This window comes from Actinomadura terrae, assembly GCF_022751215.1.
GTDB lineage: Bacteria > Actinomycetota > Actinomycetes > Streptosporangiales > Streptosporangiaceae > Spirillospora > Spirillospora terrae.
Map to the genome: position 1 here is coordinate 100,662 of NZ_JAICDG010000004.1, position 25,295 is coordinate 125,956.

The window sequence follows — 25,295 nt, forward strand, 5'->3', positions numbered from 1 at the left end:
GGGCCCGTCCTCGCCTTCAGGGCCCGTCCTTTCAGAGGCCGTTCTCGGTCTGGTGGCGCGGGCCGGGGCCGAGCGGAATCCGCATGACGAACCGGGCGCCGCGCGCGCTGTCCTCGATCGTGAGGTCGCCTCCGTGCGACCTGGCGATCTCGTGCGCGATCGGGAGGCCGAGCCCGGTGCCGTTCGCGTCCTTGGCCTTGCCGTCCCGCAGCCGCGCGAACCGCTGGAACACGATCTCCCGGTCCGCCGGGGCGATGCCGGCGCCGTCGTCGAGCACCTCCAGCACCGCGACGCCGTCCTCGCGGCGGACGCTGATGTCCACCCGCTCCTCGGCGTGCCGCTCGGCGTTGTCGAGCAGGTTCGTCAGCAGCCGGACGAGCCGCAACCGGTCTCCGTTGACGGTCACGCCGTCCTGGAGGTGCGTCACGACGCGCTTGTTCCGCTCCGTCCTGGCCAGCTCGATCGTGACGAGTGCGCCGAGGTCGACCGGCTCGGCCTCGGCCCATTTGCCCGCGTCCAGGCGCGCCAGCTCCAGCAGGTCGGTCACGATCGCCTGGAGCCGGTCGAGGCTTTGCAGGACGGACCGCCCGGTGCGCGGCCAGTCCACCTCGTCCGGGTACATGAGCGCCTCCTCCAGCTGCGCCCGCGCGGCGGTGATGGGGCTGCGCAGGTCATGGGACGCGTCGGAGGTGAAACTGCGCTGGCGCTCCAGCGCCGCGTCCAGCCGGTCGAGGGTCGCGTTCGCCGCCTCGGCCAGCAGCCTGACCTCGTCCCGGTTCTCCGGCACGGGGACGCGGTGCCCCGACCGGCGCGCCGTGATCTCGGTCAGCTCGGCGCGGATCGCGTCCACCGGGGCGAGGGCGTGGTCCACGGTCCGCCACGCCCACAGGCCCGCGAGCAGCGTCCCGAGGAGCGACACGCTGATCAGGAACGTGCACAGGCTCGCGCTCACGAACCAGGGGACGCGGTCGGCGGCGGCGTAGACCGTCCAGTCGCCGCCCGGCTCGTACACGCGGACCGCCACGACCGACATGCAGCCGTGCAGGCCGGCGGGCGGGCACATCACCTTGGAGGTGTAGACGCTGCGCACCTCCGGGACGATGGCGGCGATCGGCGGCCGGTTCAGCGCCTCGGGCGTGGCCGCGACCACGGTCCGCCGCTCGTCCAGCACCTGGAGGACGAGGTGGCGCCGGGCGCTCAGCTCCGCCGGGACGCGCCCGCTCCGGATCTGGTAGGCGAGCCGCAGCGCGGCCGTGGTGGCCTGCTCGCGCCGGTGGTCGGCGACGTGCCCGCGCACGCCCACGACGATCGCCACGGCCAGGAGGGCACAGATGACGGCGGCGACCGCCCCGGCAATGACGGTCATCCGCACCCGTATGGACCATGTGCGACGTCCGTGCACCCGACCTCCCGCAGGTGAGGTAATCACCCGCGAGACCGGAAACAGTCCTGAGAACGGGACGCTCCCGCCCAAGAGAGGTCAAAGAAATGGTTCACCCGGTGGCGGAACGGCCGCCGCGTCCTGTGAGAGAAGCCGACCAGGGCGCACTTCCGAAACCACCACCCGAGTGTGGCCATCAGAAGCAGGGGAAATACGTTATCCCGCTGTTAGCATCGCTGGTTATGGAGCTGCGCCAGCTTGAGTACTTCGTGGCGGTGACGGAGGAGGCCAGCTTCACCAAGGCCGCGGCCCGCCTGCACGTCGCCCAGCCGGGCGTCAGCGCGCAGATCCGGCAGCTCGAACGCGAGCTCGGCCAGCCCCTGCTGGACCGGTCCGGACGGACCGTCCGGCTGACCGAGGTGGGCGCCGCCGTCCTGCCCTACGCGCGCGCCGCCCTCGCTGCGGTCGAGGGCGCGCGGCTGTCGGTGGACGAGCTGACCGGGCTGCTGCGCGGGCACGTCACGATCGGCACGATCGACTGGATCAGGTCGCTGAAGCTGCCCGCGATGCTGGCCGACTTCCACCGCGACCACCCGAACGTGGAGATCACCGTCACGCAGGAGGACTCCGCCACCCTCACCGAGGGCCTGCGCACCGGACGGGTCGACCTCGCGTTCATCAGCCTCGCGTCCGAGCCGCCCGAGGGCCTACGGACGCGGGTCGTCATCGAACAGGAGGTCTACGCGGCGGTCGCGCCGGGCCACGAGCTGGCGGGACGCACGACGATCACGCTGCGGGCGCTCGCCGGGCACGACCTCGTCAGCCTGCCGAAGGGGACCGGGCTGCGCGCCGTCCTGGACGAGGCGTGCGCGGAGGCGGGGGTGCGTCCGCGCGTCGCGTTCGAGGCCGCGGAGCCGCCCGTCCTGGCGCAGCTCGCCGCGCACGGCCTGGGCGTGGCGATCCTGCCGGAGGCCGCCGCCCACGCGTACGCGGACGAGCTGCGGCTGATGCCGATCGTCCGTCCCCGGCTGAGCGGACGCATCGCGCTCGCCTGGCGGGCCGAGGGTCCCCGCAGCCCCGCGGCCCGCGCGCTCATCGAGCGTGCCCGTGCCCTCCTCCCAGCCTGACGGGCATCGAAGTGTCACGTTCCAGCCATATCGGCTCGGACATATTGGCCCGCCAGAACCACCGGCGACACGCCATCCGAAACACCCGGCGGCGCGTCCGGCGGCGGGCGGCGCGTCGGGCACGTCGTCCGACACATCCCCTCGGCCCCCGCAACGCGGGGAGGGATCAGGCGACCCCGGCGTTGCGGCCCCGCAGCACGCCGTAGAGGACGTCCGGCTTGTTGGTGATGATGCCGTCGACACCGGCATCGGCGGCCGTGCGCATGCGGGCGGGGTCGTCGACCGTCCACGTCTGTACGCGCATGTGAGCCGCGTGCACCTGCTTCACATAGGACGCGGAAAGGTCCTTGTACGTCGGGTTGATCTGGTCGGCGTACTTCGCCAGCTGCGGCAGCTCCTCGGCCTCGGGGGTGCCGAGCAGCGCGGTCGGCACCGCGGGCAGCTTCGAGTGGAAGCGCTTCACCGACTCCCAGTCGAACGACTGGACCGTCAGCCTGCGCTGGCTCGCGTCGGGACGCAGCCAGGACGGGTAGCGCCTCAGCTCGGTGGCGATCCGGCCCTCGATGCCGGGATAGTTCGCCGGGTTCTTGATCTCCAGCAGCAGGCCGAGCCCGCGGCCGTTCATCGTCTTCAGGACCTCGCCGAGCGTCGGGACGCGCTCGCCCTTGTACTTGGCGGCGAACCACGACCCGGCGTCCAGCTTCTTGATCTGGGCGAGCGTGAACGAGGAGACCTTCGTCCCCCGGCCGGGGTAGACGCTCTCCACGTCGGTCGTGCGGGCGAGGGTGCCGTCGTGGATGACGACGAGCTTGTGGTCCTTGGTCTCCTGGACGTCGAGCTCGAACACGTCCGCGTGCTTGGCCTTGGCCAGGCGGAACGCGGCGATCGTGTTCTCCGGCGCGTAGGCGGACCCGCCGCGGTGCGCGACGTTGGCGATCTTCGCACCGGCGCGCGTCTTCGCCGCTGGGACGGCGGTTCCGGCCGCCGGGGCGACGGCTCCGGCACCTGGAGAACCGGGGAGCAGGGAGAGGGCGGGGGGCGGATCCGCTGTCGCGGCGTCCGTCACGGATCCGGTGATCGTCGTCGTGGTCGCGACCGCAACGAGCGCGAGACCGTACCGTCGGAACATCTTCACCTCTCGAAGGACTGGGCGATGTCACCCCCACGGTTGATCCGCTTGATGACACGGGAGTGACGAAGCGGTAGCAGGCCATGTACGAGCAGTGACAATACGTATCCGGGACGGTGCGGCGCACGAGAAACATGGAATGTTCCTAAAAGTTGCCGCTATTCGCTTTCTTCCGATTTGTCGGACTCAATCGAAACCGGCGCGCCCGACCTGCGAGCCTCGCCCGATCCGCGAGCCTCGCCCGGCTCAAGCGCGGCCGGGAGCTCCTGACGGGCGAGCCGCGCCGCCCGCGCGAGGATGTGCGTCCCGACCAGCAGCCTGCGGCTCCGGCGCAGCCCCGGCGGACGCGGAAAGCGGATGCGGCGGGCCCACGGCGCCCCGTCCCGCGCCGGCCGGTCCGGCTTCGGCAGCGGCACCGGGACCGCGGCCGGACGCGGCGCCACCAGCCGCGTCGGACGCCTCCTCCCCCGCAGCGTCACCGACTTGCCGAGCGCCCACTCGTCCGCCTCGCCGGCGTCGGCGAGGTCCAGCATCGGCGCCGCGGCGAGCACCCGTCCTGGCGTCACCTTCGCCAGGTCGCTCAGCCGCGCCGCCTCGTTCACCGGATCGCCGATCACCGTGTACTCGAAGCGCTGCTCGGCGCCGATGTATCCGGCGACGACGGGACCGGCCGAGACGCCGATCCCCGCGTCCAGCGTCGGGACGGCCTCGCGCAGGCGCAGCGCCAGCTCCCGGGCGGCGCCGAGCGCGGCCCCCGCCGGGTCCGGCAGCTCGGCGGGCGCGCCGAAGATCGCGAGCGCCGCGTCCCCCTCGAACTTGTTGATCCATCCGCCGTGCCGCGCGACCACGGCCACCACCACGCCGAAGAACCGGTTGAGCAGGCCGACCACCTCGTCCGGGCTGCGCGTCTCGGCCAGCCGCGTGGACCCGGTCAGGTCGACGAACAGCACCGCCACCTCGCGCGTCTCGCCGCCGAGCCGGACGTCACGCTCCAGCGCCAGCCCGGCGACCTCCTCGCCGACATGCCGCTCGAACAGGTCCCGCAGCCGCTCGTGATCGCGGAGCCCGGCCACCATGTGGTTGAACCCCGCCTGCAACTGCCCGACCTCGCTCGCGTCGTACACCGACACCTCGGCCCCGAGATCGCCGCGTTCGACCTGCGCCATGCCGAGCCGCACCGACTTGATCGGATCGGCGATCGCCCGTGTCGCCATATAGGTGACATAGACGCCGACGATCAGCGCGGCGCCGCCCAGCCCCAGGATCGTGATCGCCAGCTGGGTCGCGCCGATGTCGGGCGCCGCGAGCGCGGCGACCGCCACGCAGATCAGCCCGAACACCGGAATCGCGGTGCCGAGCGCCCACGCCAGCATCACCCGCGTGGTCACCCCCGGCAGCCGGAACCGCCGGGGCGGCTCCCCCGCGAGCACCAGCGCCGCCGCGGGCCGCAGCAGCCGCTCCGAAAGCAGATACATGATCGTGCACGTGGTCGCGGCGCCGAGCAGGCACGTCAGCCCCGTCTTCACCGCGAGCCGTCCGGTGAACAGCACGAGGTCGAGGACGGCCCACCCAATTGCCCCGAGCACCCACAAACCGCCCATGAGCATCGTCAACCGGAGCGGTCCAAGCAGAACCGCGCGTCCCTGCCGTCGGTCCGGGATTCCCCCGTCCCGCGCCAGCCGGACGACCGGACGCCACAACCGCAGCCCGGCCGCCAGCGCCACCGGCACCGCGAACGCCGGATAGCCGAAGAACGCGGCGGCGTTCACCAGGTGCACATGGTTCCGGTCCTTCAGCGGCGGATCCGGGACCACGAACGTCGCGAACAACAGCACCACCAGCGCGCCGACCATGTTCGCCACCCCGACGACGATCAGCAGGACCCAGCGGACGCGGACCTCCAACATGGTGCGCGGCACGACGGGCAGGCGGTTCACAGGGCGCCTCCGGGGGTCAAGGCCCCATCATCGCACCCGGAAGCGGGGTCGGGACGGCTACTCAGGCGTCCCGACCCCACCCGTTCACGCGGTTGTGCTCTCCTCCGCCAGCGGGACGCCCACCTCCGCGGTCTGCGACGTCCGCCGGACGATCGGCCAGCCCACCACGACGAGCGCGAGCCATCCCGCCATCACGTACAACGCGATCCTGGTGTCGGCCTCCCACGCGATCGTCACCGTGACGAACACGAAGAACGCGAGGACCATCCAGTTCGTGTACGGCGCCCACGGCATCCGGTACGACACCTTGGGCAGCGCGCCCGCCGCCACCTTCCGCCGGTAGGCCATGTGCGCGACCAGGATGACCGTCCACACCAGAATGGCCCCGCCGGTCGACACCGACGTGATGTACTCGAACGCCTTCTCCGGCACCACCGCGTTGATGACGACGCCGATGCCCATGACGAGCGTCGAGATCACCAGCGTCAGCACCGGCACACCGCGCCCGTTCAGGGCCGCCACCGCCTTCGGACCGTCCCCGTTCACGCCGGCCGTCCGCAGCATCCGCGACGTCGAGTACAACCCGCCCGCGTTACACGACGACAGCGCCGCGGTGAGGACCACGAAGTTGACGATGTCCCCGCCGCCCGGAATGCCGATCTTGTCGAACGCCAGCACGAACGGGCTCGCGCCGCCCTTGAACTCCGTCCACGGCACCACCGCGAGGATCACCAGCAGCGACCCGAGGTAGAACAGCGCGAACCGCAGCGGCAGCGCGTTGATCGCCCGCGGGATGTTCTTCTCCGGGTCCTTCGCCTCGCTCGCCGTCACACCCACCAGCTCGACACCGAGGTAGGCGAACATCACCATCTGCAACGTCATCACCATCGGACTGACGCCCTCGGGGAAGAACCCGCCATGCGACCACAGGTTCTGGACCTCGGCCGTGTCGCCCGCGTCGCTGAACCCGAAGGCCAGCACCCCGATACCCACCAGGATCATCATCACGATCGCGGCGACCTTGATCATCGCGAACCAGAACTCCAGCTCGCCGAACAGCTTGACCGAGATCAGGTTGACCACGAACAACACGATGAGCGCCACCAGCGCCGTCTGCCACTGCTCGACGCCCGGCCACCACTTCTGGATGTAGGTCCCGGCCGCGGTCAGCTCCGCCATGCCGGTCGTGACCCAGATGATCCAGTACGTCCACGTCGTGGCGTACCCCCAGAAGGGCCCGAGGAACTCCCGCGCGTACCCCGCGAAACCCCCTTCCACCCGCCGGTAGCTGAGCAGCTCACCGAGCGCCCGCATCACGAAGAACAACATCAGCCCGGCGACCGCGTAGGTAAGGATCAGGCTGGGCCCCGCCTTGGCGATGTTCTCCCCGGCCCCGAGGAACAACCCGGTACCGATCGTCCCGCCGATCGCCAGCATCTGGATCTGGCGCGTCCCAAGCCCTCGTTGATAGTCCTCTGCCTGGTCCGGGAGCTTTTCGACCATGCACTCGGCCTCTCTCGCACGTCTACTCTGACCCGGGTCAGAGTAGGAACTCCGCCCACAAAAGCGAAACACCCACCACCCCGGGCACGAAACCCGCCCTCGATCGGTACCGCCCCGGTATCGCCCCGTTACCCTCCGTCCCACCGGCCAACCGCAATCGAGTTGGCGCCGCACTCGGCCATCGCGTATGCTCTCGGACGTCGCCAAGCGCCGGTCACCCGGGCCGCGACACCCCTCCCGAGCAAGCCAGGCTCGGATCAGCAAGGTCCTGTGGAGCAGTTAGGAGTGCTCGCCACCCTGTCAAGGTGGAGGCCGCGGGTTCAAATCCCGTCAGGACCGCGCAGGCGCCCCGCGCGCCCTGGGCAGGTAGCTCAGTCGGTACGAGCGTCCGCCTGAAAAGCGGAAGGTCGGCGGTTCGACCCCGCCCCTGCCCACCTGGTCCTCTGACCAGCGGAAACACCGATAACGGATTGATCACCGCCGGTGTACACCGCTCGAACAGAGGAAAACTTTCTCCCGATGGGTACCGCCCGCACGCGGCGACCGAAGGACCTGCGAGTAAGCCCCTTCCAACCCGCGATCAACTCCTTCACCCTCCACCTCAACGCCGAGGGCAAATCTCCCAAAACGGTCCGAACCTACGCCGAAGCCGCACAATGGTTCGCCGCCGAACACCTCCGCCGCACCACCGACCACTCCGACTGGGACGAGGTCACCGCCGATGATGTCCGCGCCTGGACGGTCCGGCTGCTGACCACCTACTCCGACAGCTACGCCAACAACCAGTACCGGGTCTTGCAGCAGTTCTTCAAATGGTGGTCCACCGACGAAGAACTCCCCAACCCGATGGCCAAGCTCCACCCGCCAGCTGTCGGCGAGAAGGTCGTCCCCGTTTTCAACGATCAGGAACTCGCCAAACTTCTCAAGCACTGCGAAGGGAAGACGTTCACGCAGCGTCGTGACTACGCCATCCTGGCGTTGTTCAAGGAGACCGGACTGCGGCGTTCGAGCATGGACACGGCGACCAGGAACACTTCCGCCGGGGTTCCGGCGGTGATCCAGCCCCACACCGACGGGTCGGCTTGCGCCAGGGTGGCGGCCAGGGAGAGCAAGATGCCGCCGACCAGGACCAGCGTTGGCCACGACACCGCCCCGGTGTCCCGCCTGGTGCGCTTGTCGCGTTGACGTTTTCCGGCGGCCATGACACAGGGCAGGTCGATGCACACGGCGATGGCCCAGGCCATCCAGCCGCGTTGGCCGTGGTCGGTGGCGGTGTCGCGGATGTGAGTGAACGACCCCGCCGCCCTGATCCCCGCCAACACCACCATGCCGGGGGACTGTTCTGCCGACCTCGATCAGTTGTCCTTGGTTCACTGCGGCGGCCTCATCTTCCCTGGTCGGCCCCCCTTCCGCCCCTTCTCCGTCCGTCCCAGCCACGTGTGCGGGAACGATCCTTTGATCGCCCGGCTGCTCAAGGGAAGGGAACGAGACCGCACAGGGAGTGCGGTTTCGGCCTGGGGCGTGGTGGGGCACCGCCTCGGAGCCCGGCAGAACCGGCACGCGTGGGGCTGGGGACGGGCGCGACTAGGGCTGGGTGCCCCGGTCGGCGAACAGGGCGATGAGGGCTTCGACGTCGTGGTCGGCCTCGGTCGGGTAGCGGAAGGGGCGGTGGGCGTTGATGGTGTAGGTGTTGCGGCGCCCGACGCGGGTGCGGGTGAGGTAGTCCGCCTCCTCCAGGTCGTTGATGATCAGCTGTGCCGCGCGTTCGGTGATCCCGATCCCCTGGGCCACCTCCCGGACCCGCAGGTCGGGATCACGGGCGATCTGGATCAGCACGCGCGCGTGGTTGGTCAGGAACGTCCAGGGCTTGGCGTCCGGTCGGCTCTGCGTCCTGTCCATCCGCTCACTCCTCCTGCACGCACCCGCCCTCCGCCACCGGGAGGCGACACAGCGTGCTTCCCGGCAGGTGTGGAGGCTGTTCACCCAAGATTCTATGAGAAAAATTTGACGAATAGTATTTCATGTAACACTCTTGGGGTGTCCGACTCGTCCACCACCTCATCGCCGCTGGGAGGGTGTTCCATGCTGGTGCGACCAACCGAACCGCCGCTGGAGGCGACCTCCAGCCCGCCGCCCGCGGACGCCCCTTCGACGGCTCCCCGGCCCAAGGCGCTGGGGATCCAGACCGGCCACCACGGCCGCTACACGCTGCTGACGATGTCGGGCCGCCTGACCGCCGACACGGTGGTGACCGCCGAGGCCCAGATCCTCACCACGATCGTCCTCGGCCCCGCGCCGCTGCACCTGGCGCTGGACCTGTCCCGGCTCGATGTGGTCGACCTGCACGGCGCGCACCTGCTGACCAAGACCCACTTCGCCGTCCGCGCCGCCCGCGGCACCCTGCACCTGATCGCCCCCGCCCATGCCCCCGCCCGCGGCGCGCTGAGCCGGTACCTGCTGCCCCATGTGGTCCAGCACCGCCAGGACCTCGCTTCCCTGGCCCCTACCGGCCCCTCGGACCCCCGCTCGCCGTCGCCGCTGGAGGCGCTAGCGGGAGCGGATCGCTAGCGGCGCGCCAGCACGTCCCGCGTCCCGGGACCGGCCAGGCCCCTCAGCGTCCTGGTTCCCGGCCTTCTCGGGGACGTCGCCGCGCTCGTCCCGGAGCTCGTGCCGCGATGTGCGGCGGTGCCTCGGTCACCACAACCTGTGTACACGCCAACGGGCGGCGACCAGCGGGCCGACGCGTGTGCGCACACGCGTCCGCGTGGATCGTGATGCCGCACGCCCGTGTGCGCACACGCACCTGTTCCCTGAGACACCAGGCGGTCCAGGTCCTCCTGCTGATGCTCCGGTCGCTAACGCCAAGGGAGCGAAAAGGGCATAGGCAACCTGGTAACAAGGCCTGGATCCGTGACGTCGGTGATGGACCTGAGAACCAGGACGAGGCGGCCGGGACTACAGGACGCCACCGAGGAGCCCGCCCCCGACGCCTTGGGCGGCGGCGCCCACGGCACCTCCTCCCGGACCGGGCTTTGCCTCGGGGGTGGCGGCAGCGGCGTGGGCCGGACCGGTGAGGGCGGTCAGGGCCAGCACGGCAGCCGTGGCGGCGGTCGAGACGGTGGTCAGCGGACGGATAGCGTACATGAGCAACTCCGATCACAATTTACGTTCAGTCAGTTACTCTCTGCCTGGCGGTCGTAGGTCCACCTGGCCGCAGGGGATCGGTGCATCCGTCGCTAGGCCGGGGCTTGGAGGACGAGCTGGCGGAACGCGGCGGTGCGGGTCTGGGCGACCGGGAGGTCCAGGGCGCGAAGCTCATGAGTGCCCGTTCCTACTCTGGTGATCTTCGGTGGCCCTGACGGTTCTGTGTTGGCCTCCAGTCGCTCGGCCTGGTCGACGGGCCGGACCGTGCGGGTGGCCGCTGGTCGGCGGCGGCCGCCGAGTCGATCCGCGAGCGGCTCGGCGAGCTGGGGCTTGAGCGACAACACTCGGTCAGTGGCGTCAGGGAGCGGGCGGGGCCGGAGTTGCCGCCGTCCACCCGCGGCGATGCGGGTGGGCTCGTCAGCGACTGCGGGTGTCGGCGGCCTGGCCGACGCGGGCGGATCCGGCGCGTCCATGCCGAGAGGGGTGCGGCACGTGAAACGCGCCGAGGACCTCACCTGAAATGATCTATCGCTTGCCGGACACCTTCCTTGGCGCGGGCCGTCGGGCCCGCGCCAAGGAAGGAGTTTCATGCCGAAAAGGATCATGCTGAGCGTGGCCGCCCTTGTGGCCGCGTCGGCTGTCGTTCCCGCGCCCGCGTCGGCGGCCGCACCGGACCCGTACCGGCGGGAGGGGCTGCGCGGGTCGCAGTTGCGCGGGCCGGTCGTTCGCGGGACGCCGCCGGTGGTCAAACCCGGGCGCAAGATGGCGGGTCCGCGGGCGGGCGGGGGCGGGGTGCGTGTCACGGTCGACGTGCTGGACCGCAACGGCGCCAAGCCGCCTACGCAGAACGCCGGATACGTCGCGTTCTCTCCGCTGACCGGCGGCGAGGGTTTCTACGCCGATCTGGCCGACGGGCACGCCGAAGGGACGCTGCCCGCCGGTGACTACGCCGTCTGGACCTATGTCACCACCCCGGAGAACACCACTCAGACCACGGCGGTGGTCTACCGCGCCAACCAGCGTATCGGCGATGACACCGCGATCACCCTGGACGCTCGGGAGACGCGTCCGCTGCGGGTGGCGGTCGCCGGGCGGCCCGGCGCACGCGTCCTGGACGGTCAGGCGGGTCTGTCCCGCCGGGTCGGTGGCAAGGAGATCGGCTTGGGCGGCCTGCCGATGAAGGACGGCTACGTGAGCCCGGTGCCGGCGGGTATGGACGTCCGAGTGCTCGCCGAGGGCCTTCTCACCGAGAACGGTGCGGAGTTCGGGAGCCCTTACCAGTACAACCTGGCCTGGAGGCAGAAGATCGCGCCCGGGCCGGTCACCCTCTCGGCGCGGGACGAGGACCTGGCCGTCGTCCGAACTGCCCACCAAAGCGAGGGACCGCCCGCCTGTGCCGGCGGCCATTCGGGCGTCAAGTGGCCCGGCGCGGGTGGCGGGACGTCCTTCTTCTCCGGCCTGGGCCCCGCGCCCGCCGTCCGCACCGAGTACTACACGACCGGATACACCTGGGACAGCACCACGATGCTGACACCGTCGTCGTGCACGTTCGGCTTCGACGATACCGAGATCTGGACCCGGGACCGGCGCTTCGACAAGCCGGGCCCTGTCCCCGACACCTGGCCCGCCGCACCGATCGGACCGCGCGGCGCGCTCATCCTGTGGGGTGGGCATGAGGGCGGCGAGCCCGGCGTCATCATCTACGGCCACTCGACCGCCACCGCCACATCGGGAATCGCACCGTTCCCCGGCACTACGGGAACCACGGTGCTGCGCGACTCCCACGGCAAGGTCGTGTACACCTCCGACCAGCCCGGTGTGGCCCGGGGGTGGAAGGCGCCCCCACCAGGTGACTACACGCTCACGGTGGACGAGCAGCGCGCCGCGCCCTTCACCCGGCTGGCGACCCGCCAGCACAACGTGTGGAAGGTGCACGTCACCGACACCGAGAGGATCGACCTTCCCACCATCACCACCGCGACCCCGCTCGACGGCGACTCTGCGGCCCCGGCCGGCGAACAGCAACGGCTCACCCTCACCGTCGAAGGCGCACCGAAAGCCACCTCCCCGGCGCTACGCGCATCCTTCGACGACGGCGCCACCTGGCAGGCCGTGAAGGTTGCCCGCGAGGAGGGTAAATGGGTCGCGACGCTGACCAATCCCGCCAATGGCTTTGTCTCCCTGCGCACCACGGCCGCCGGTGTCGACCAGACCGTGATCCGCGCCTACGCCATCCGCTGACCCCAAACACGAAAACCCATCGGCCGCGCACGACGATGTCGATGACGAGCCCACCCGCATCGCCGCGGTGGATGGCGGCAACTCCGGTCCCGCCCGCTCCCTAACGCCACTGGCCGAATCGATCACTGCTTGAGGTGCCACACCGCCTCCGTCTGTATGGTCGGTGGATCTTGCTGGTTCGGCGGAGGCGGTGGTCGTGATGTTGGGCTTTGGACGCAAGCGAGGGCTGGAATGGGCCGCCGGCGAGTTGGGCGCCCAGGTGGGAGAGAGGGGCACCCGGCCCCCGTTCGGAACGCTCACCGGGCCCTACACCGGGGCGATCGAGACGCCCGCCGAGTGGTTCGCGGTGACCCACCGGGGCTGCCAGGTCCTCGCCTTCAGTTGCGAGCAGAAGCCGGGCCCGTTCTCCTCCAAGGGCTGGAACTGCCTGGTGCAGGTGCGCACCCCGTGGGTGCCCGAGACCCGGGTACTCCCCTACACCCAGCAGGTCCAGCAGATCTACGAGCAGCTCATCCGGCCGGACATGCCGACCTTCGTCCCCGCCCACGCGCCCAACATCATGGTCTACTCGGCCGACCCCCAGCAGGCCAAGGCCCTCCTCACCGCGCAGTTCCTCCAGGCGATCGACCACGACCGCCGGCCGCGACCGAAAATCATCCCGCCGATCTCCTTCAACGAGGGCGTCCTCAACCACCAGTCGCGCGGCCGCCTCGACCCCCACAAGGCGCTCGACATCGCCGACGGGCTCATCGACCTCCTCCGGCTCATCCCGGCCACGGCTTGGCCGGGCGACCCGCAGACCTGGCCCCCCGGCCCCTGGCTGCCCAGCTGACACCCGCTGTTCGGGAAGACTTGAGCCGATACCTCCAACGGCTGGTCGGCCGCGGCGGCGATCTACGACCGGCCCCGCCACATTGTGGAGGCCGCCGACCCGGTGGGACGCGCACGCGCACGAGGGCTCAGGCCCGCCTCGGGCCCGGCCGCCCGCCGACCCCAGCCTCTCCGGGCGGCTCGTCCCCGACCGTCCCGGAGACGTCGCCGGCGCTCCCTCACGGCCGTCGCGCTCCAGGGTTTTCGACTCTTCGACTCGCCTACGCGCGCGTACGCGCGTCTTAGGGCGTCGCGAAAATCCCGGGCGGGCTCGCGGCGGCACCCTAGCCGGGCTCAACCCCGGGGGCCCTCCCACCCCTTGTGCGGACGCTCGCCGTCCCTCTGCCGAGGCCCCCGGACACGTCCGGCTGAAGCGAGAGCCGCGCGCCACTGGTAAGGAGAGACGCGGGCGTCCTCCGATCCGCGCGTCCTGCCCGGCGGGACGTGGGCGAGCGCGTGTGGTCGCAGGTGATCTTAGGCCGGCGTCACGTTCTTGGTCGCGGGAAGCGGCAGCGGGCAGGGCGGATCGAGTACGTGAACGCGACCAGGTGCCGGCGCAGCTGGTGGAGCCGGCGGTGGATGGCTCCCACGTCCGAGCCCAATTCAACAGTTGCACGCCGTTGACGAGGATGGCCAGAACCGAGCTGCCGGCGGGGTCGAGGTGTGTCGGGGCTGCGGGGGACTACCGTCGCCGGGGTGACGGTTGAGGATGCGCGCTACCTCTGGCACGAGGCGGCCGCGGTGCCAGCCGGGTTGCGAGCCACTCAGGTGTACGGCTACCTGCTCTGTCCAATGACGGCGCGGGTGCTCGTGCAAGACGACGATGGGGCGTTCAACCTGCCGGGCGGAACTCCGGAGGAGGAGGACGACGGCTCACCGATGAATTTGCGGGAGTCCACGATCCGGTTGGAGTAGGCGGTTCTTGATCACGCACAGGTGGAGCTTGCCCAGATCGGTGGAGTGCGCGGTGATGTCGGCCAGCCACAGCTGGTTCGGTGCGCTGGCGGTAAAGTCCCCTCCACGTGTCACTAGGAGTGTCGGCGTCACGCCTGGCCGAGACTGAACCTGACGGCCTCTTCGACATGCAGGGCCGTCGTGTCATACAACGGCACGCCGGGAACCTGATCCTGGCCGACGAGCATTCCTATCTCGGTGCATGCCAGGACGATGCCCTGGGCCCCCTTGGCGACGAGGCCGTCAATGATGTCCAGGTACTTCTGTCGTGTGCTGTCGTTGAATATCCCTCGGTTGAACTCGTTCAAGATGCTCTCATGGACGTATTTCTGTTCGACGCCTTCCGGCAGCAGGACATCGATACCGCGGCCAGTAAGGGCGTCGACGAAGAATCCATGATTCATGGTGAAATGGGTACCGAGAAGCCCTATCCGCTGGTTTCCGTCGGTCACAATGGCGTCGCCGGTCACGTCGACGATACTGATCAGCGGTACATTGATACGCTCCGCTATCGGAGCAGCCACCACATGCTGTGTGACACAGGCGATCAGCATGCACTCGGCTCCGGCCCTTTCCAGACCTTGAGCGATCCCCCCGAGCCTGTCAGCGACCGAGTCCCAGTCTCCGTCAGCGTTCCACTGGACGATCTCGGCAAAGTCCACGCTGTTCAACAAGATCCGGGCTGAATGCAGACCGCCCAGTTCCTTTGCTATCCTTTCGTTGATCATCCGGTAGTAGACGGCCGAACTTGCCCACGACATTCCCCCCAGCATGCCGATGACACGGGGGAAGTTGTTCTTCATCGCTACTCCTTTCGAGCAGGCGCTTCATCGACTGAGCATCCCCAGCAAGAAACACAGTGGCGAGTAGATGAGCGCCGTCAGTCCGACCACCAGAATGGTCGCGCCGAAGACCTGCCGATCCATGTTGACGGGCGCGGATTGCCGCTGCCGGTCATGCTGCCCTTGGACGACGATCGGAGCACCGGCCGCGACGATCCCCACCGCCAGCGCTATCCTCGGGCCCGAGGCCATGGAGCCCATCGACCCCGTGACGTTGTTGAAACCGACCACCAGCGTCCGGTCAACGCCGAGCGCGTGCGCGGTCTGGCCCTGGTTGCCGGCGAACATCGCGTTCGCTCCCACATTGGAACCGGTCAGCAGGCCTCCCAAGGCGCCGATCAACGGCGCGACGAACAGATAGCCGAGGCCGAGGTGACTGGACGCCGTCGCCACCGTGGCGCTCATCCCGGAGACGGTCATGGTCGATCCCACGAGAAGGAAGCTCGCCGTGGCCATCGCCACAGGCAACCACTTCCTGGCCGCACCGATCAACGATCGACCAGTCAACTCGGCGTCGGGATGGTGTGACCGGACCAAGTATGGAGTCGCAAGGCAGGTGACAAAGAGCCAGATCGCCGGGCTTTCCACGTACCGGGCGGCGATACCGGGAAAGTCGTCGGGCAGGACCGTTTGCCGCACGGTTCTGCCTACGATGACAAGCCCGCACAGCAGCACATACGGGGTCATCGCCGCACGGAACGCCGGCGTAACCTGAATTCGGAACTTTTCGATCGCGCCCGCGAAAAAAAGGAACAGAACCGTACACACTGCCGCGCCGACGGCACCGGCGACCCGGGTGCCGAACACATAGTTGGCCGCCCAGATCGCCACCCAGAGCATCCCCGAAGCAGCGAGGATGTCCGGCAAAGCACGCTTCACCGCGGCGTGACCGCATGCCAGGATTACCGCTGCCGAACTGTAAACCAGGTACGTCGGCAGCGACAGCGCCGCGGACATCACGCCGAGTTCTTGGAATCCAACCCCGCCGATCTGAGCGCCTACCAAGGTTCCCGGAGAGAGAGCTCCCCAGGGAACGGCGACGAATCCCAGGAGACCACAGATCGCTGCGCGCAGCGGGGGCAAACCACCTGCTACCAGGATGGGAATCGCGATCACGGCTCCGATGCCGAACCCCGTCACGGACTCCGCGAAGGGGGTGACTCCGAGGACCACCAGAACCACCAGTCGCCTCTGGGACATGCCGAGACCAGCAAGCCAGCCCGCGACCGTGTCGTTGACTCCCCCCTGCGACAGCAGTGAATTCAGCCATAGCCCGCCCAGGATGATGAGCAGGACCTCCACCGTCACCGGGGCGGCACGCTCGATGGCGTCGCCATATGTACCCGCACCCGCATCGAAGACGACGCCGGCGATCAGCACGGTGACGCCCAGCACCACCGGCGCGGCGACGTGAGTCTTCAGCCTGAGGAGGAGGATGAGTGCGAGCAATGGTGGCAGCAGTGCTGCCGCGGCCTCCATCAATCTGCTCCCAGTGACCCGCGCGATGGACGCTCAGCAAGGCCAGTATCGGATCCACTCGATCCCAGATCGTGCGGATCCGCTGCCTGCTGAAAATACGTCAGCCACTTATCGTATTGTCGCCGGCCTGCCTCCGCCGCCATATGTGCCCCACGGACGATCCCGGCCACCTCGCGGGAGGAAAGCGTCGGCCGCTGGAATCTCAAGCCGTCCGACAGCTCCCGCGAATGTCGTGGGTCCACCGCTACATGGGCGGCAAAGTAGATCCGCACGTCCGGGTCCTCTACGCCGTACCGGTCCATCGCCCGTAGCAGGTGCCGGAAGTGCGGTTCGACCCAGCTTTCGAAGACCAGGAAGCACCCGTAGGCCATCTGTTTCCAGGCCGGGCGGCTCAGCAGCATCGCGTTCATATTCGATGTGATCTTGGCGAACCACGGGTTACGTGCGCGTTGCCGATCGAACCCGGCCCAGCCGCCGTCCGATGCCTCGATAAGGCGACGAAGCCAGAACGTATGGAAGTTCTCCAGCTTGCCCCGGCCGCACTCGTCCCAGAGGTTCGCCGCCACGACCGCCTTCTGGGCCCCCTGCATACCCACGACCAGCATGGCGACCTCGTCGTCGACGACCTCGTTGCGGATCGTCTCGCCGCGCAGGAACATGTCGAGCTGCCAGCGCGGCGCCTCGTCGGCGAGGTAGGCGAAGAGGGGGTGCCCGACTCCGGGGTTCGACTCGGCGAACTCGTCAAGATAGTCGGCCGCAGAACTCTGATCCGGAAAGTCGGGTAAATCCAGGTGACCCAGCCAATGGTTCAGCAGTTCCCGTTCGAGTTCGATCTTCGCCGTCAATAGATCGATTTCGATGTCGTCGTGGCTCTCCTGGGTCGCCGCCCCGTCGCGGTATTTGTACAGGTAGGCATAGATCTCTGCGAGACTTTCGTGAAGGAAGCGCTCGTGCGCCTCGGCACCTCGTAGCCGAGCGAGCATCGTGGCCCGCTCGGGGCGTGGGGTGTTCAGGTATTCGGCCAGTTGATCCGGTAGCCCGGAGAATGCCGGCACCGGAGGCCAGTAGTGCGAGTAGAGATTCACGACCACATCGTCGGACCAGTCCAGCCTGGAACCAAGGAGGCTCTTCGCCTGCTGGTCGGCACCCCGTTCAACATCATCTGTTGTGGCCATTGTCGTCCTCTCAATCGCTTACCAACGTCGGGTTTCACCGAAGAAGTCGGGAATGACTAGCGCCGCGCCTCGCCGCTGCGCCTCCTCCAGGACAAAGGAACCCACCGCGATGTCGAGGACGCCAAGGCCGAACGGAGAGAAGATGACAGGCCGTCGGTCCGCGGTGAACGTCACGCGGTCCTGAAGCACTGCCCCCAGGGTTCCGGTGATGAAGTCGCGACTGCCGGTGAGTTGCTCAGCGAGATGCGGCGAGGTCTGCGCCTTCAGACAGTGCTCGACGTCATCGACGATGTTGTCGGCCCGCAAGAGCACTTCCGGGGGAAGGTCGCGCAAAGAGATGTTGAGCAGCACCTGTCCCGGTCGCAGCTGCACATCTGCCGGCACGTACGGCTGCGGGGCCGTCGTCGCGAAAACGACAAGGTCCCGGGTGAGCGCCTCGCCCAGCGTTCCGAGCGTCTTGCGTGACACGCCCAGTCGTGCCTCCGCATGGCTCGTCAGCATCTCCGCGCTTGCCGGATCCTCGTCGTAGCAGGACACCTCCGACAGCTCGACTCCGGCGACCGGCAGGTGCTCCAAGATCGTCCGTGCGATCACCCCGCCACCGACAAACGCGCAACTCCGCACGCCGGGGCCAACGAGCCTCGCCGCCGCGACGGCGGCGGACGCAGCGGTGCGAGCCGCGCTGATGCCGGCGGCTTCCAGGCACCCGACCGGCCGGCCGGTCTCGTAGTCGTTGAGCAACAGAACCGCGGAGGCACGCGGCATGTTCATGGTCGTGTTGCGCGGAAAACTGGATATCCACTTGATTCCAATCCGGTCGACCTCACCAGCCAGGAAGGCCGGCAGGGCGATCACCCGCGAATCCGGCTTGTCCGGAAATCGCAGAAAGTAGCTGTCCGGATTGATCGTCTGTCCCCGCTCGTGGCGGAGATAGGTATCGGTCACCAGCCTCTGCACTTCCTGGCGGTTGTCCGCCAGGATCTCGTTGGCCACGACACCGGGAACCACACAGAATTCAGACATCGCTTCCCGCAAACTCAGTTTCTAATGCGGCCGGCGAAATATTCTCGGCCACCCAGCTGTCCGAATAGATGGAGTCCAGGTAATTGCCTCCCATGTCCGGCGAGACGACGACGACCCGGGACCCTGGGGACACGCTGCCGCCCACCCGGCAAGCGGCTGCGAGGACCGTTCCGGTGGAACCGCCGACGAGGACGCCGTACTGTCTCGCCATGTGTCGGCACATGGCGACCGTCTCCTCTTCGGAGACGATCACCTTCTCGAAGTCGCCGGAGTCCACGAATATCTCGGGGCGACGGCTCGCGCCAAGACCCGGAATGAGCCGCCTTTGGGGCGGGTGGCCGAACGTCACCGAGCCGGCCGCGTCCACGGCCACGAGGCGGGTGGGCATGCCGGTTCTCCGCCGATACTCGACACAACCCATCAGGGTGCCGGAGGTACCGACCCCCACCACCAGCACATCCACCTGACCGAGCTCGTGGTGGATGCCCGGAGCGGTGCGATCGCGGTGGGCCTGGGGATTTGCCGGGTTGGCATACTGGTTCAGCCAGACCAACTTGGGATCGTCCGCGAGTTCGCGCTCGATGAGACCGATACGACGATGCAGGAACCCGCCTGAGGCGTCGGGCTGCTCAATGACCAGCACCCGTACGCCGAGCGCCTTCATCGCACGTACCGCGGACCGGCTGGCGTTCGCGTCGGTGACAATGGTGAGTTCGTATCCTTTGGCCGCGCAGACCATGCCCAAGGCGATACCGAGATTTCCCGAGGACGATTCGATGACACGGCCACCGGCCTCGAGTAAACCGCGTTCTTCGGCGCTCGCCACCAGACTGACCGCCGCCTTGATTTTGATCGAGCCTGCCGGATTTAGTCCTTCCAGCTTGAGAAAGACGCGCGAATCGGGGATGAGCCGGTCAAGTTCAAGAAAGACATTGTCCCAGACGATGTCATACGCGTTTGCATAGATCATGAATTCTCCACAGCGTCAGCGCTTTCAGAATCCGATCCGGGCAAAGCTGGAAGCGCAACCCGACCCGCGGGCGGCGCCAATAGCCCAAAGGTGAATCTGTTATCCGCTGCGTCCCCCGCAGCTTTTCGACCCCCTGTGAAATGGCCTATCCGCGAGCAGATTATTCGACCGGTTGTTGGCCGTCAAGTGCCGTGGCTAAGTTAGTTGCACCAGCACCTGTGTTGACTCAATCGCTTAGGTTCGCCTTTAACCTGTTGACCTCGGTGTTCTCGTCACACCGCCTGCTTCGTTCTGTCTTGTTTTGCCCTCCGCTCCCGACGCTGGCCCCAGCCCCGCAGAAACTGTGCGAATGATCACGATTGCGCTTCGTGGTCGTTACGGGTGGGGTGAATGAGCCTGGTTGGTTGAAGTATCCGCTGGAAAGTAGTACGGCCCCAAACCACAGAGATCCTCCACTTGGCTGAGAGTTGCGAGGCGGCACGGCCATTTCGCCGACGACACCAGCCGGGCAAAGCGTCCGGACCAAAGATCGCTAGAGCTTCAGGGAGCAATGCATGATGCCGAATGCTCCAGGGTGCGGATGGTGTGCCGCGGCCCGAGGGCGGCCACATCGTCCCCCAGGCGACGCTGGCCTCGCCGCAGGCGGCGAAGATCGCCTTCGTCTCGGTCCTGCTCGCACGGCGGCGGTCCTAATGGTGTTGGGCTTCGCGGTCGGCGCCGCCCGGGATATCGCCCACCGTGCGGAGACGCCGACCGCGACCATGCAGGGCTTCATCGCGCACAGAACAAGGACGCCCTGCCCAGCATCCACAGGGCTTTCGAGTGCCTCACAGGGTGCGGGGTCCAACGGCGAGGGGACGGTCGAGTGCTTTGGGCCACTGGACGCTTGAACGCCCGCCCATGAGCCCGCCAGCCCAAGATCGTTTTCGGTGCCGACGGCTGTCCGCTGGTTCCTCAACCTTGAGGAAGTCCCAGAGTTCTCGTGAATTGAAGGTTCCGCGGACTTGAAATGAGGTCTTCAGGCTTCATGGGGTGAACGGATCCGTGGGTTCGTCGCGACTGGTGGGGACTTGGCCCTCGGCATTGGTGGCGAGGAGGATGCGGGAGTTCTCGGCCTAGCGGACGGCGGTTGTGGGTCGAGGCCGGTCCCGGTGTGCTCGCCCACCCGGGCCGGGACGCTGACGGCCACGTTCTTGCTGTCGGTATAGACGCACAGACCGCGTCCCACCCTGGCCGGTCAGAGCACCCCCGTCACCTTCCCCCTCACACCGTTAGGGCTTGAGTGCCCCGGCTCCTGCTGCCGGAGATCATCCTTGCTTCAAGACGGTTTGAGAAGGGATCGCCGGACGTGCGAGGTCCTGTTCCTGGGTGGCCGGTTTGGTGAGCTGGGCGGCGGAGGCGCCAAGGCCGGTGGGGCCGTGCGGGAGGCGGGTCTGCTGGGGCGGTCGCCGGAAGCGGCCGGTCTGGACGTGCCAGGCGTAGGAACCGGCGGTGGCGGTCTTGAGCGCCTGAAGGTACCCGGCGATCTGCCGGGCCAGCGGAGCTGGCAGTTCCTGGGCTTGCAGGGCGTGGGGCATCTCGGTGTCGGCGGTGTGCCGCAAGGTGTCGACGCGGGCGGTGAGCTGAGCGTTCAGCAAGTCGACCGCCTGCTGCCGATCGCACCTCAGAGCTTTGCGCAGTACCTCGACGCCATTGTTGTCCACGGTGCCCTCGGCGACCTCGCGGTCGTAGGAGACGATGTCGTTGTGGAGGCCGACGATGTCGGCGAAGGCGCGCAGAGCGCCCTGGAAGGGACGCAGGCGGTGAACCTGGTCGGGGATCTCGCCCAGGCCGTGCTCCATCAGCGTGCTGGTCATGGGCAGCCCGCCGAACTCCCGGCGGGCATGGACGTACTCGATCGGGTCCGCGATCCCCCCGCGCGCGGCCGACCCTGGTCGATCTTCCTGCTCGAGGTGGTCGAGTTCCCACAGCACACCGTGCAGGAAGCGGTCGATGTCGCTGCGGAACCGCAGCCGCCAGCCGGGCGTCATCGTCGGCGCGGTCTTGGGCCACAGCTCGGCGAACGCCCGCTCCACCGGATTCGCGGGCACCAGATGCGGTCGCGGCAGGGCATCGACGGGCAGGAACCGCAGCAGTCTTTCCACCTGGCGCCGGGCGGCCTCGTGGTCGTTGTGCTTCTGAACAACGGGAGGAACAGGTCGTCGACGAACCACAGGGCCACGTGCCAGTCGGTGACGAGGTTCAACTCGTCCGCTCCGGCGTCGGGGTGCGTCATCGCCGTCCACAACGGGAAGTCCGCCTTCTCAAATGTGCGCTCGCTCCACCGCTCCGGCCAGGCGGTGGTGTACTCGGGGGCGAGCAGTCCGACCTGGTGGGCCCACTGCTTGACGCGCCTGCGCGTTTGCTCCAGATGGGGGTTGGCGCGGGCGGTGAACGGCATGTGGAAAACAGGCTGCCGTACGGAGGTGTCCATACCGGTTTCCTGCTCGGCGATTACGATCGGTACACACGCCGAAGGCGTCGGCCAAGAAGAACGACAAGCTGAAAGGCAAGCAGCTCAGACTGCCCGCGTCCGGACGGGACGATCGTTTAGCAACGCTCTACAAGTAGTCCTCGGCCAAAGGCCGCCCTCGCACCATCCAGCCGCTGCCGCAAGCCGGCGACGGCTCCGTCGAACGGATGGACTGACCGGCCCCGCGAGGCGGTCCCGCCGTCAACGGATGCGGCGGCGGGCCCCGCTTCCCTGTGCCCATGGGTTACACGCTGGCCGACTCGCGGGGATCGCGTTCGGTGCCGTCGCGTACCCGGTACAGGCCAGGCTCGATCTGTTCGGAACGAGCCTCGATCCACTCCCGGACTTCGGGCGGCCAGCGGGTGGCCTCATCCCACACCACTCCGGTCAGCGCCTCGCCCCGGTCGAACTGCGTCAGGTTCACATCGGTCAAGTCGACGCCCGAGACATTGACCTCCATCCCTCCCAGGACCTCGTCGAGAACGGCCCAAGCGCGGTCGAGGGCGCGGGCGAGGACGCGGACGCGGACGCGGACGCGGACGAGGTCGTGGGCACGGTCGAGGGCGAGGTCGAGGTCGTGGGCACGGTCGAGAACGAGGGCAAGGGCGCGGTCGAGGGCGTCGGCGAGGACGAAGTCGTGGACGCGGTCGAGGGCACCGGCGAGGGCGAGGTCGCGGGCGAGGGCGCGAGCGAGAACGAGGGCGAGGTCGCGGTCGCGGGCACGGTCGCGGGCACGGTCGAGGGCGAGGTCGAGGGCGAGGTCGAGGTCTCGGACGCGGTCACGGTCGAGGTCGAGGGCGCGAGCAAGCGTCCAGGTCTGGATACGGTTCAGGAGTTGTTGTTTTGATCCCGTGGGTGGGGTCGGTGGATGGGCGGGGGCGGGTTGGGGCCGGGGGGTGTGAGGAAGGTCCAGCAGCGCGGTCAGGATCTGGCTCGGGTCGGTGTTGGCGCGCACGTGGTCGAGCAGGTCGGCGGCGCCGGAGGCGAGCAGGGCGTCCAGGGCCTGCTCTGCGAGTTTGTCGACGGGGTCGTCGATGGGGTTGTCGGGCCCGTGCGGAGGTGTGTCAGCCACTGGTGGTCCTCCTCTCTCGGCCGATGATGGAGGTGATGCAGGGATGTTGTTTGAGGTGCTTGCGGGCCTTGGCCCGCAGGTCCAGGACCTTGCGCTGCGGGATGCCCAGCGCGTCGGCGATGTCGGCGCCGGAGAAGCCGTCGAGGTCGAAGGCGATCACCGCGCGGCAGTCGGCGTCCAGAGATCGTAAGAGGGTGACCATGTCGTGGGCCTGGCCGGTCAACTCGGCGTGACCGGGGCCGGATGCGGGAGGATCGATGCCCTCGCCGAGCGGGACCTGCGAGCGGTTGCGATGCTGGGCGCGATGGTGGTTGAGCGCCACCGCCCGCGCCCATGCGGCCGGGTCGGCGACCTGATCCCAGCACTCCTCCAGCACCTTGCGCCACCCTTGCAGGGCCATCTGCTGGGCGGCGTCGCGGGCGTCCTCCAGGCTCGCGCCGGTGTACATCACGAACCGGACCAGGCGGGCGTACTCGGAGTCGAAGAAGTCCAGGAAGTCCTGCCGCATCGCCGCCATCCTGGCGCCGGGGCCGGCCGGAGCCGGTCGGCGGATCGGGTCGGGCTCTGGAGGGCCATGGCTACTCATCGCCGGCGGACCCGCCGCGGCCGCGGCGGGCCCTGAGCCGGGTGTCGGCCACCAGGATCACCGCGGCCAGCACCGGGGCCACCGCCCCCACCACCGCTACCAGATGCATCGCACACGCCCTCCCGTTCATGGCCCGCCTCGGCCGCCGGATACACCAAACCGTAGGGACGAACCGTCACCTGTAAGAGGGCAAAATCAAGATCGATGAGAAGGCCGGACCCAACTTTTTTCACCGCGTCCAGTTCCCGTCGCCTCGCGATCGTCAGCAACGCCCAAAGCGCAACCGGCGACCTCGCCGACCGCGGTCCTCCTCGCCCTGCGAGGCTTCGCGACAGCCGCGCGCTCAGGACAAGCCGAACTCACCGGAGCCGCCGCGCCGGCCTCGTCCGGTCACCCCCAGATGCCCGTCGCGGGACTCGCGAGGGTCGTCCGACGGGTCGCCGCTTCTCACCCGAAAGGAACCTGTGTTAGCGGGCACGGCTGCTCGTCCGGTGAAAATCGTCGTCGTTCGGTTCAATCGCCTGCCGGACGTAGGAATTCGCGTCGGCTACCGAGTAACTGCCGTCATGAAGCATCTTCTGCATCAGCACGTAGGCGGCGCCGCTTCGTAGTCCGTCACGCAGGTGCTCGAGAGTGCCGCATCCGCCCGATGCGATCACCGGTACGGAGACGGCATCGGCCATCGCGCGTACCAGTTCCAGGTCGTATCCTCGCCCGGTGCCCTCCTGGTCGAGGCTGTTGGGCAGGATGTGACTCGCCCCGAAATCGGCGAGCATCCGCGCCCAGGTGATCGCGTCCAACGGTGTCTCTGTCTCGTCTCCCTGGATCACGACGTTCCATCGTCCGTCGCCCACCCGCTGGACGTTCATGACCCCCACGACGCGTGACGAGCCGTATCGCTGCACGGCGGTGTGAAGCATGGAGGGCCTTTCCACCGAAGTCGTGCTGAGACCTACGGCGTCCGCGCCAAGTTCGAGGAGCGACTCCAGATGCGCGAGCGAGGGCACGAAGCCATCGGCGACCGTGATCCATACGGAAACATCGATCTCGTCGGCCCGGCGGATCACGTCAGCACTGGCCGCCCACTCGTCCCAGGAATCCTGGACGTCGAGAAAGACCCGTTGCGCTCCCTGCCGACCATAGTGCGAAATGATCTCGATCGGGTCCGTCGGGTCGGCGAGCCCCTGAATCCCGGATGGTTCGACCGTGCGCCCGTGGACGATATCGATCGTGGGAATTACCGGGGACGGTCGCCGGGCTTTGCTGGTTTCCACCTCATTCTCCTACCTGGTCGTCGAATCGGCGGCCTTTCTGGTGCGATCCCGTCAGGCCGCGTTATGCCAATCCTCA

Annotated in this window: 22 protein-coding genes, 2 tRNA genes and 2 pseudogenes; 7 read left to right on the forward strand and 19 right to left on the reverse strand. The window is 68.2% G+C overall.

Annotation, left to right across the window (positions count from 1 at the left end):
- Positions 1-31 precede the first annotated feature (31 nt).
- Positions 32-1,366 (reverse strand): sensor histidine kinase, encoded by a 1,335-nt coding sequence (locus K2F47_RS25115; protein WP_242907694.1) that lies wholly within the window; start codon positions 1,364-1,366, stop codon positions 32-34.
- Positions 1,367-1,623: 257 nt separating this feature from the next.
- Here K2F47_RS25115 and K2F47_RS25120 point away from each other — a divergent pair, with 257 nt between their 5' ends.
- Positions 1,624-2,508 carry a LysR family transcriptional regulator gene (locus K2F47_RS25120; RefSeq protein WP_242907695.1) on the forward strand — a complete coding sequence of 295 codons (885 nt, stop codon included), beginning with the start codon at positions 1,624-1,626 and terminating at the stop codon, positions 2,506-2,508.
- Between the two features lie 166 nt (positions 2,509-2,674).
- Here the strand turns inward: K2F47_RS25120 and K2F47_RS25125 are convergent, their stop codons facing one another.
- From K2F47_RS25125 to K2F47_RS25135, 3 genes are all read right to left on the reverse strand, one after another.
- Positions 2,675-3,637 carry a glycerophosphodiester phosphodiesterase gene (locus K2F47_RS25125; RefSeq protein WP_242907696.1) on the reverse strand — a complete coding sequence of 321 codons (963 nt, stop codon included), beginning with the start codon at positions 3,635-3,637 and terminating at the stop codon, positions 2,675-2,677.
- Between the two features lie 158 nt (positions 3,638-3,795).
- The gene (locus K2F47_RS25130; RefSeq protein ID WP_242907697.1) at positions 3,796-5,574 is read right to left on the reverse strand and encodes an adenylate/guanylate cyclase domain-containing protein; all 1,779 of its coding nucleotides are present in this window, start codon (positions 5,572-5,574) and stop codon (positions 3,796-3,798) included.
- Positions 5,575-5,658: 84 nt separating this feature from the next.
- Positions 5,659-7,077, reverse strand: coding sequence for an amino acid permease (locus tag K2F47_RS25135; RefSeq protein ID WP_242907698.1), 1,419 nt, complete (start codon positions 7,075-7,077; stop codon positions 5,659-5,661).
- 264 nt (positions 7,078-7,341) lie between these two features.
- On the opposite strand from K2F47_RS25135, the gene K2F47_RS25140 reads away from it, so the two are divergent.
- Positions 7,342-7,416: transfer RNA gene (locus tag K2F47_RS25140), tRNA-Asp, on the forward strand.
- A gap of 21 nt (positions 7,417-7,437) precedes the next feature.
- Positions 7,438-7,511 (forward strand) — tRNA-Phe (locus K2F47_RS25145).
- 40 nt (positions 7,512-7,551) lie between these two features.
- Here the strand turns inward: K2F47_RS25145 and K2F47_RS41935 are convergent.
- The 3 genes and pseudogenes from K2F47_RS41935 to K2F47_RS25160 all read right to left on the reverse strand — a co-directional run bounded on the left by K2F47_RS41935 (position 7,552) and on the right by K2F47_RS25160 (position 8,976).
- Positions 7,552-8,007 (reverse strand): hypothetical protein, encoded by a 456-nt coding sequence (locus K2F47_RS41935; RefSeq protein ID WP_504913387.1) that lies wholly within the window; start codon positions 8,005-8,007, stop codon positions 7,552-7,554.
- Between the two features lie 65 nt (positions 8,008-8,072).
- Positions 8,073-8,405, reverse strand: a pseudogene (locus K2F47_RS25155) (DUF2637 domain-containing protein); the annotation flags it as partial.
- A 256-nt stretch (positions 8,406-8,661) separates the two neighbouring features.
- The gene (locus K2F47_RS25160; RefSeq protein ID WP_242907699.1) at positions 8,662-8,976 is read right to left on the reverse strand and encodes a helix-turn-helix transcriptional regulator; all 315 of its coding nucleotides are present in this window, start codon (positions 8,974-8,976) and stop codon (positions 8,662-8,664) included.
- Between the two features lie 183 nt (positions 8,977-9,159).
- On the opposite strand from K2F47_RS25160, the gene K2F47_RS25165 reads away from it, so the two are divergent.
- Positions 9,160-9,645 (forward strand): STAS domain-containing protein, encoded by a 486-nt coding sequence (locus K2F47_RS25165; protein WP_242908830.1) that lies wholly within the window; start codon positions 9,160-9,162, stop codon positions 9,643-9,645.
- Positions 9,646-10,032: 387 nt separating this feature from the next.
- On the opposite strand, the gene K2F47_RS25170 is transcribed toward K2F47_RS25165, so the two are convergent.
- Both K2F47_RS25170 and K2F47_RS25175 read right to left on the reverse strand, forming a co-directional pair.
- Positions 10,033-10,221, reverse strand: coding sequence for a hypothetical protein (locus K2F47_RS25170; RefSeq protein WP_242907700.1), 189 nt, complete (start codon positions 10,219-10,221; stop codon positions 10,033-10,035).
- 92 nt (positions 10,222-10,313) lie between these two features.
- The gene (locus tag K2F47_RS25175) at positions 10,314-10,565 is read right to left on the reverse strand and encodes a hypothetical protein (RefSeq protein ID WP_242907701.1); all 252 of its coding nucleotides are present in this window, start codon (positions 10,563-10,565) and stop codon (positions 10,314-10,316) included.
- Between the two features lie 244 nt (positions 10,566-10,809).
- Between K2F47_RS25175 and K2F47_RS25180 the strand changes: the two genes are divergently transcribed.
- From K2F47_RS25180 to K2F47_RS25190, 3 genes are all read left to right on the forward strand, one after another.
- Positions 10,810-12,462, forward strand: coding sequence for a hypothetical protein (locus K2F47_RS25180; RefSeq protein WP_242907702.1), 1,653 nt, complete (start codon positions 10,810-10,812; stop codon positions 12,460-12,462).
- Between the two features lie 196 nt (positions 12,463-12,658).
- On the forward strand, positions 12,659-13,294 hold the full coding sequence (locus tag K2F47_RS25185) for a hypothetical protein (RefSeq protein ID WP_242907703.1): 636 nt from the start codon (positions 12,659-12,661) through the stop codon (positions 13,292-13,294).
- Positions 13,295-14,028: 734 nt separating this feature from the next.
- Positions 14,029-14,247, forward strand: a complete 219-nt coding sequence (locus K2F47_RS25190) for a hypothetical protein (protein ID WP_242908832.1) — start codon at positions 14,029-14,031, stop codon at positions 14,245-14,247.
- Here the strand turns inward: K2F47_RS25190 and K2F47_RS41790 are convergent.
- From K2F47_RS41790 to K2F47_RS25235, 10 genes and pseudogenes are all read right to left on the reverse strand, one after another.
- Positions 14,229-14,346, reverse strand: a pseudogene (locus K2F47_RS41790) (IS3 family transposase); the annotation flags it as partial. The gene K2F47_RS25190 and the pseudogene K2F47_RS41790 overlap by 19 nt on opposite strands.
- 29 nt (positions 14,347-14,375) lie before the next feature.
- Positions 14,376-15,089, reverse strand: a complete 714-nt coding sequence (locus K2F47_RS25195) for an aspartate/glutamate racemase family protein (RefSeq protein WP_242907704.1) — start codon at positions 15,087-15,089, stop codon at positions 14,376-14,378.
- 24 nt (positions 15,090-15,113) lie between these two features.
- Positions 15,114-16,607: an L-lactate permease gene (locus tag K2F47_RS25200; RefSeq protein WP_242907705.1), complete on the reverse strand. Its 1,494-nt coding sequence runs from the start codon at positions 16,605-16,607 to the stop codon at positions 15,114-15,116.
- The gene (locus K2F47_RS25205; RefSeq protein WP_242907706.1) at positions 16,607-17,782 is read right to left on the reverse strand and encodes an iron-containing redox enzyme family protein; all 1,176 of its coding nucleotides are present in this window, start codon (positions 17,780-17,782) and stop codon (positions 16,607-16,609) included. The genes K2F47_RS25200 and K2F47_RS25205 overlap by 1 nt, the downstream gene beginning before the upstream one ends.
- A gap of 18 nt (positions 17,783-17,800) precedes the next feature.
- Entirely contained in the window at positions 17,801-18,775 is a 975-nt protein-coding gene (gene sbnB, locus K2F47_RS25210) for a 2,3-diaminopropionate biosynthesis protein SbnB (protein ID WP_242907707.1), read from the reverse strand.
- 22 nt (positions 18,776-18,797) lie between these two features.
- A complete protein-coding gene (gene sbnA / locus K2F47_RS25215) occupies positions 18,798-19,775 on the reverse strand; it encodes a 2,3-diaminopropionate biosynthesis protein SbnA (protein ID WP_242907708.1) in 978 nt (325 codons plus the stop codon).
- 1,307 nt (positions 19,776-21,082) lie between these two features.
- Positions 21,083-22,060 carry a terpene synthase family protein gene (locus K2F47_RS25220; RefSeq protein ID WP_308198454.1) on the reverse strand — a complete coding sequence of 326 codons (978 nt, stop codon included), beginning with the start codon at positions 22,058-22,060 and terminating at the stop codon, positions 21,083-21,085.
- Between the two features lie 471 nt (positions 22,061-22,531).
- The gene (locus K2F47_RS25225) at positions 22,532-23,359 is read right to left on the reverse strand and encodes a hypothetical protein (RefSeq protein ID WP_242907710.1); all 828 of its coding nucleotides are present in this window, start codon (positions 23,357-23,359) and stop codon (positions 22,532-22,534) included.
- Positions 23,352-23,867 (reverse strand): RNA polymerase sigma factor, encoded by a 516-nt coding sequence (locus K2F47_RS25230; protein ID WP_242907711.1) that lies wholly within the window; start codon positions 23,865-23,867, stop codon positions 23,352-23,354. The genes K2F47_RS25225 and K2F47_RS25230 overlap by 8 nt, the downstream gene beginning before the upstream one ends.
- Positions 23,868-24,412: 545 nt before the next feature.
- Complete coding sequence (locus K2F47_RS25235; RefSeq protein ID WP_242907712.1) at positions 24,413-25,219, reverse strand: HisA/HisF-related TIM barrel protein; 807 nt, start codon at positions 25,217-25,219, stop codon at positions 24,413-24,415.
- Positions 25,220-25,295: the final 76 nt, after the last annotated feature.

What these genes read in the sequence shown, in the direction of transcription:
- K2F47_RS25115 (WP_242907694.1), bottom strand. Translation starts at nt 1,366, where the DNA reads ATGACCGTCATTGCCGGGGCGGTCGCCGCCGTCATCTGTGCCCTCCTG.
- K2F47_RS25120 (WP_242907695.1), top strand. Translation starts at nt 1,624, where the DNA reads ATGGAGCTGCGCCAGCTTGAGTACTTCGTGGCGGTGACGGAGGAGGCC.
- K2F47_RS25125 (WP_242907696.1), bottom strand. Translation starts at nt 3,637, where the DNA reads ATGTTCCGACGGTACGGTCTCGCGCTCGTTGCGGTCGCGACCACGACG.
- K2F47_RS25135 (WP_242907698.1), bottom strand. Translation starts at nt 7,077, where the DNA reads ATGGTCGAAAAGCTCCCGGACCAGGCAGAGGACTATCAACGAGGGCTT.
- K2F47_RS25160 (WP_242907699.1), bottom strand. Translation starts at nt 8,976, where the DNA reads ATGGACAGGACGCAGAGCCGACCGGACGCCAAGCCCTGGACGTTCCTG.
- K2F47_RS25165 (WP_242908830.1), top strand. Translation starts at nt 9,160, where the DNA reads ATGCTGGTGCGACCAACCGAACCGCCGCTGGAGGCGACCTCCAGCCCG.
- K2F47_RS25170 (WP_242907700.1), bottom strand. Translation starts at nt 10,221, where the DNA reads ATGTACGCTATCCGTCCGCTGACCACCGTCTCGACCGCCGCCACGGCT.
- K2F47_RS25180 (WP_242907702.1), top strand. Translation starts at nt 10,810, where the DNA reads ATGCCGAAAAGGATCATGCTGAGCGTGGCCGCCCTTGTGGCCGCGTCG.
- K2F47_RS25195 (WP_242907704.1), bottom strand. Translation starts at nt 15,089, where the DNA reads ATGAAGAACAACTTCCCCCGTGTCATCGGCATGCTGGGGGGAATGTCG.
- K2F47_RS25200 (WP_242907705.1), bottom strand. Translation starts at nt 16,607, where the DNA reads ATGGAGGCCGCGGCAGCACTGCTGCCACCATTGCTCGCACTCATCCTC.
- K2F47_RS25205 (WP_242907706.1), bottom strand. Translation starts at nt 17,782, where the DNA reads ATGGCCACAACAGATGATGTTGAACGGGGTGCCGACCAGCAGGCGAAG.
- sbnA (WP_242907708.1), bottom strand. Translation starts at nt 19,775, where the DNA reads ATGATCTATGCAAACGCGTATGACATCGTCTGGGACAATGTCTTTCTT.
- K2F47_RS25230 (WP_242907711.1), bottom strand. Translation starts at nt 23,867, where the DNA reads ATGCGGCAGGACTTCCTGGACTTCTTCGACTCCGAGTACGCCCGCCTG.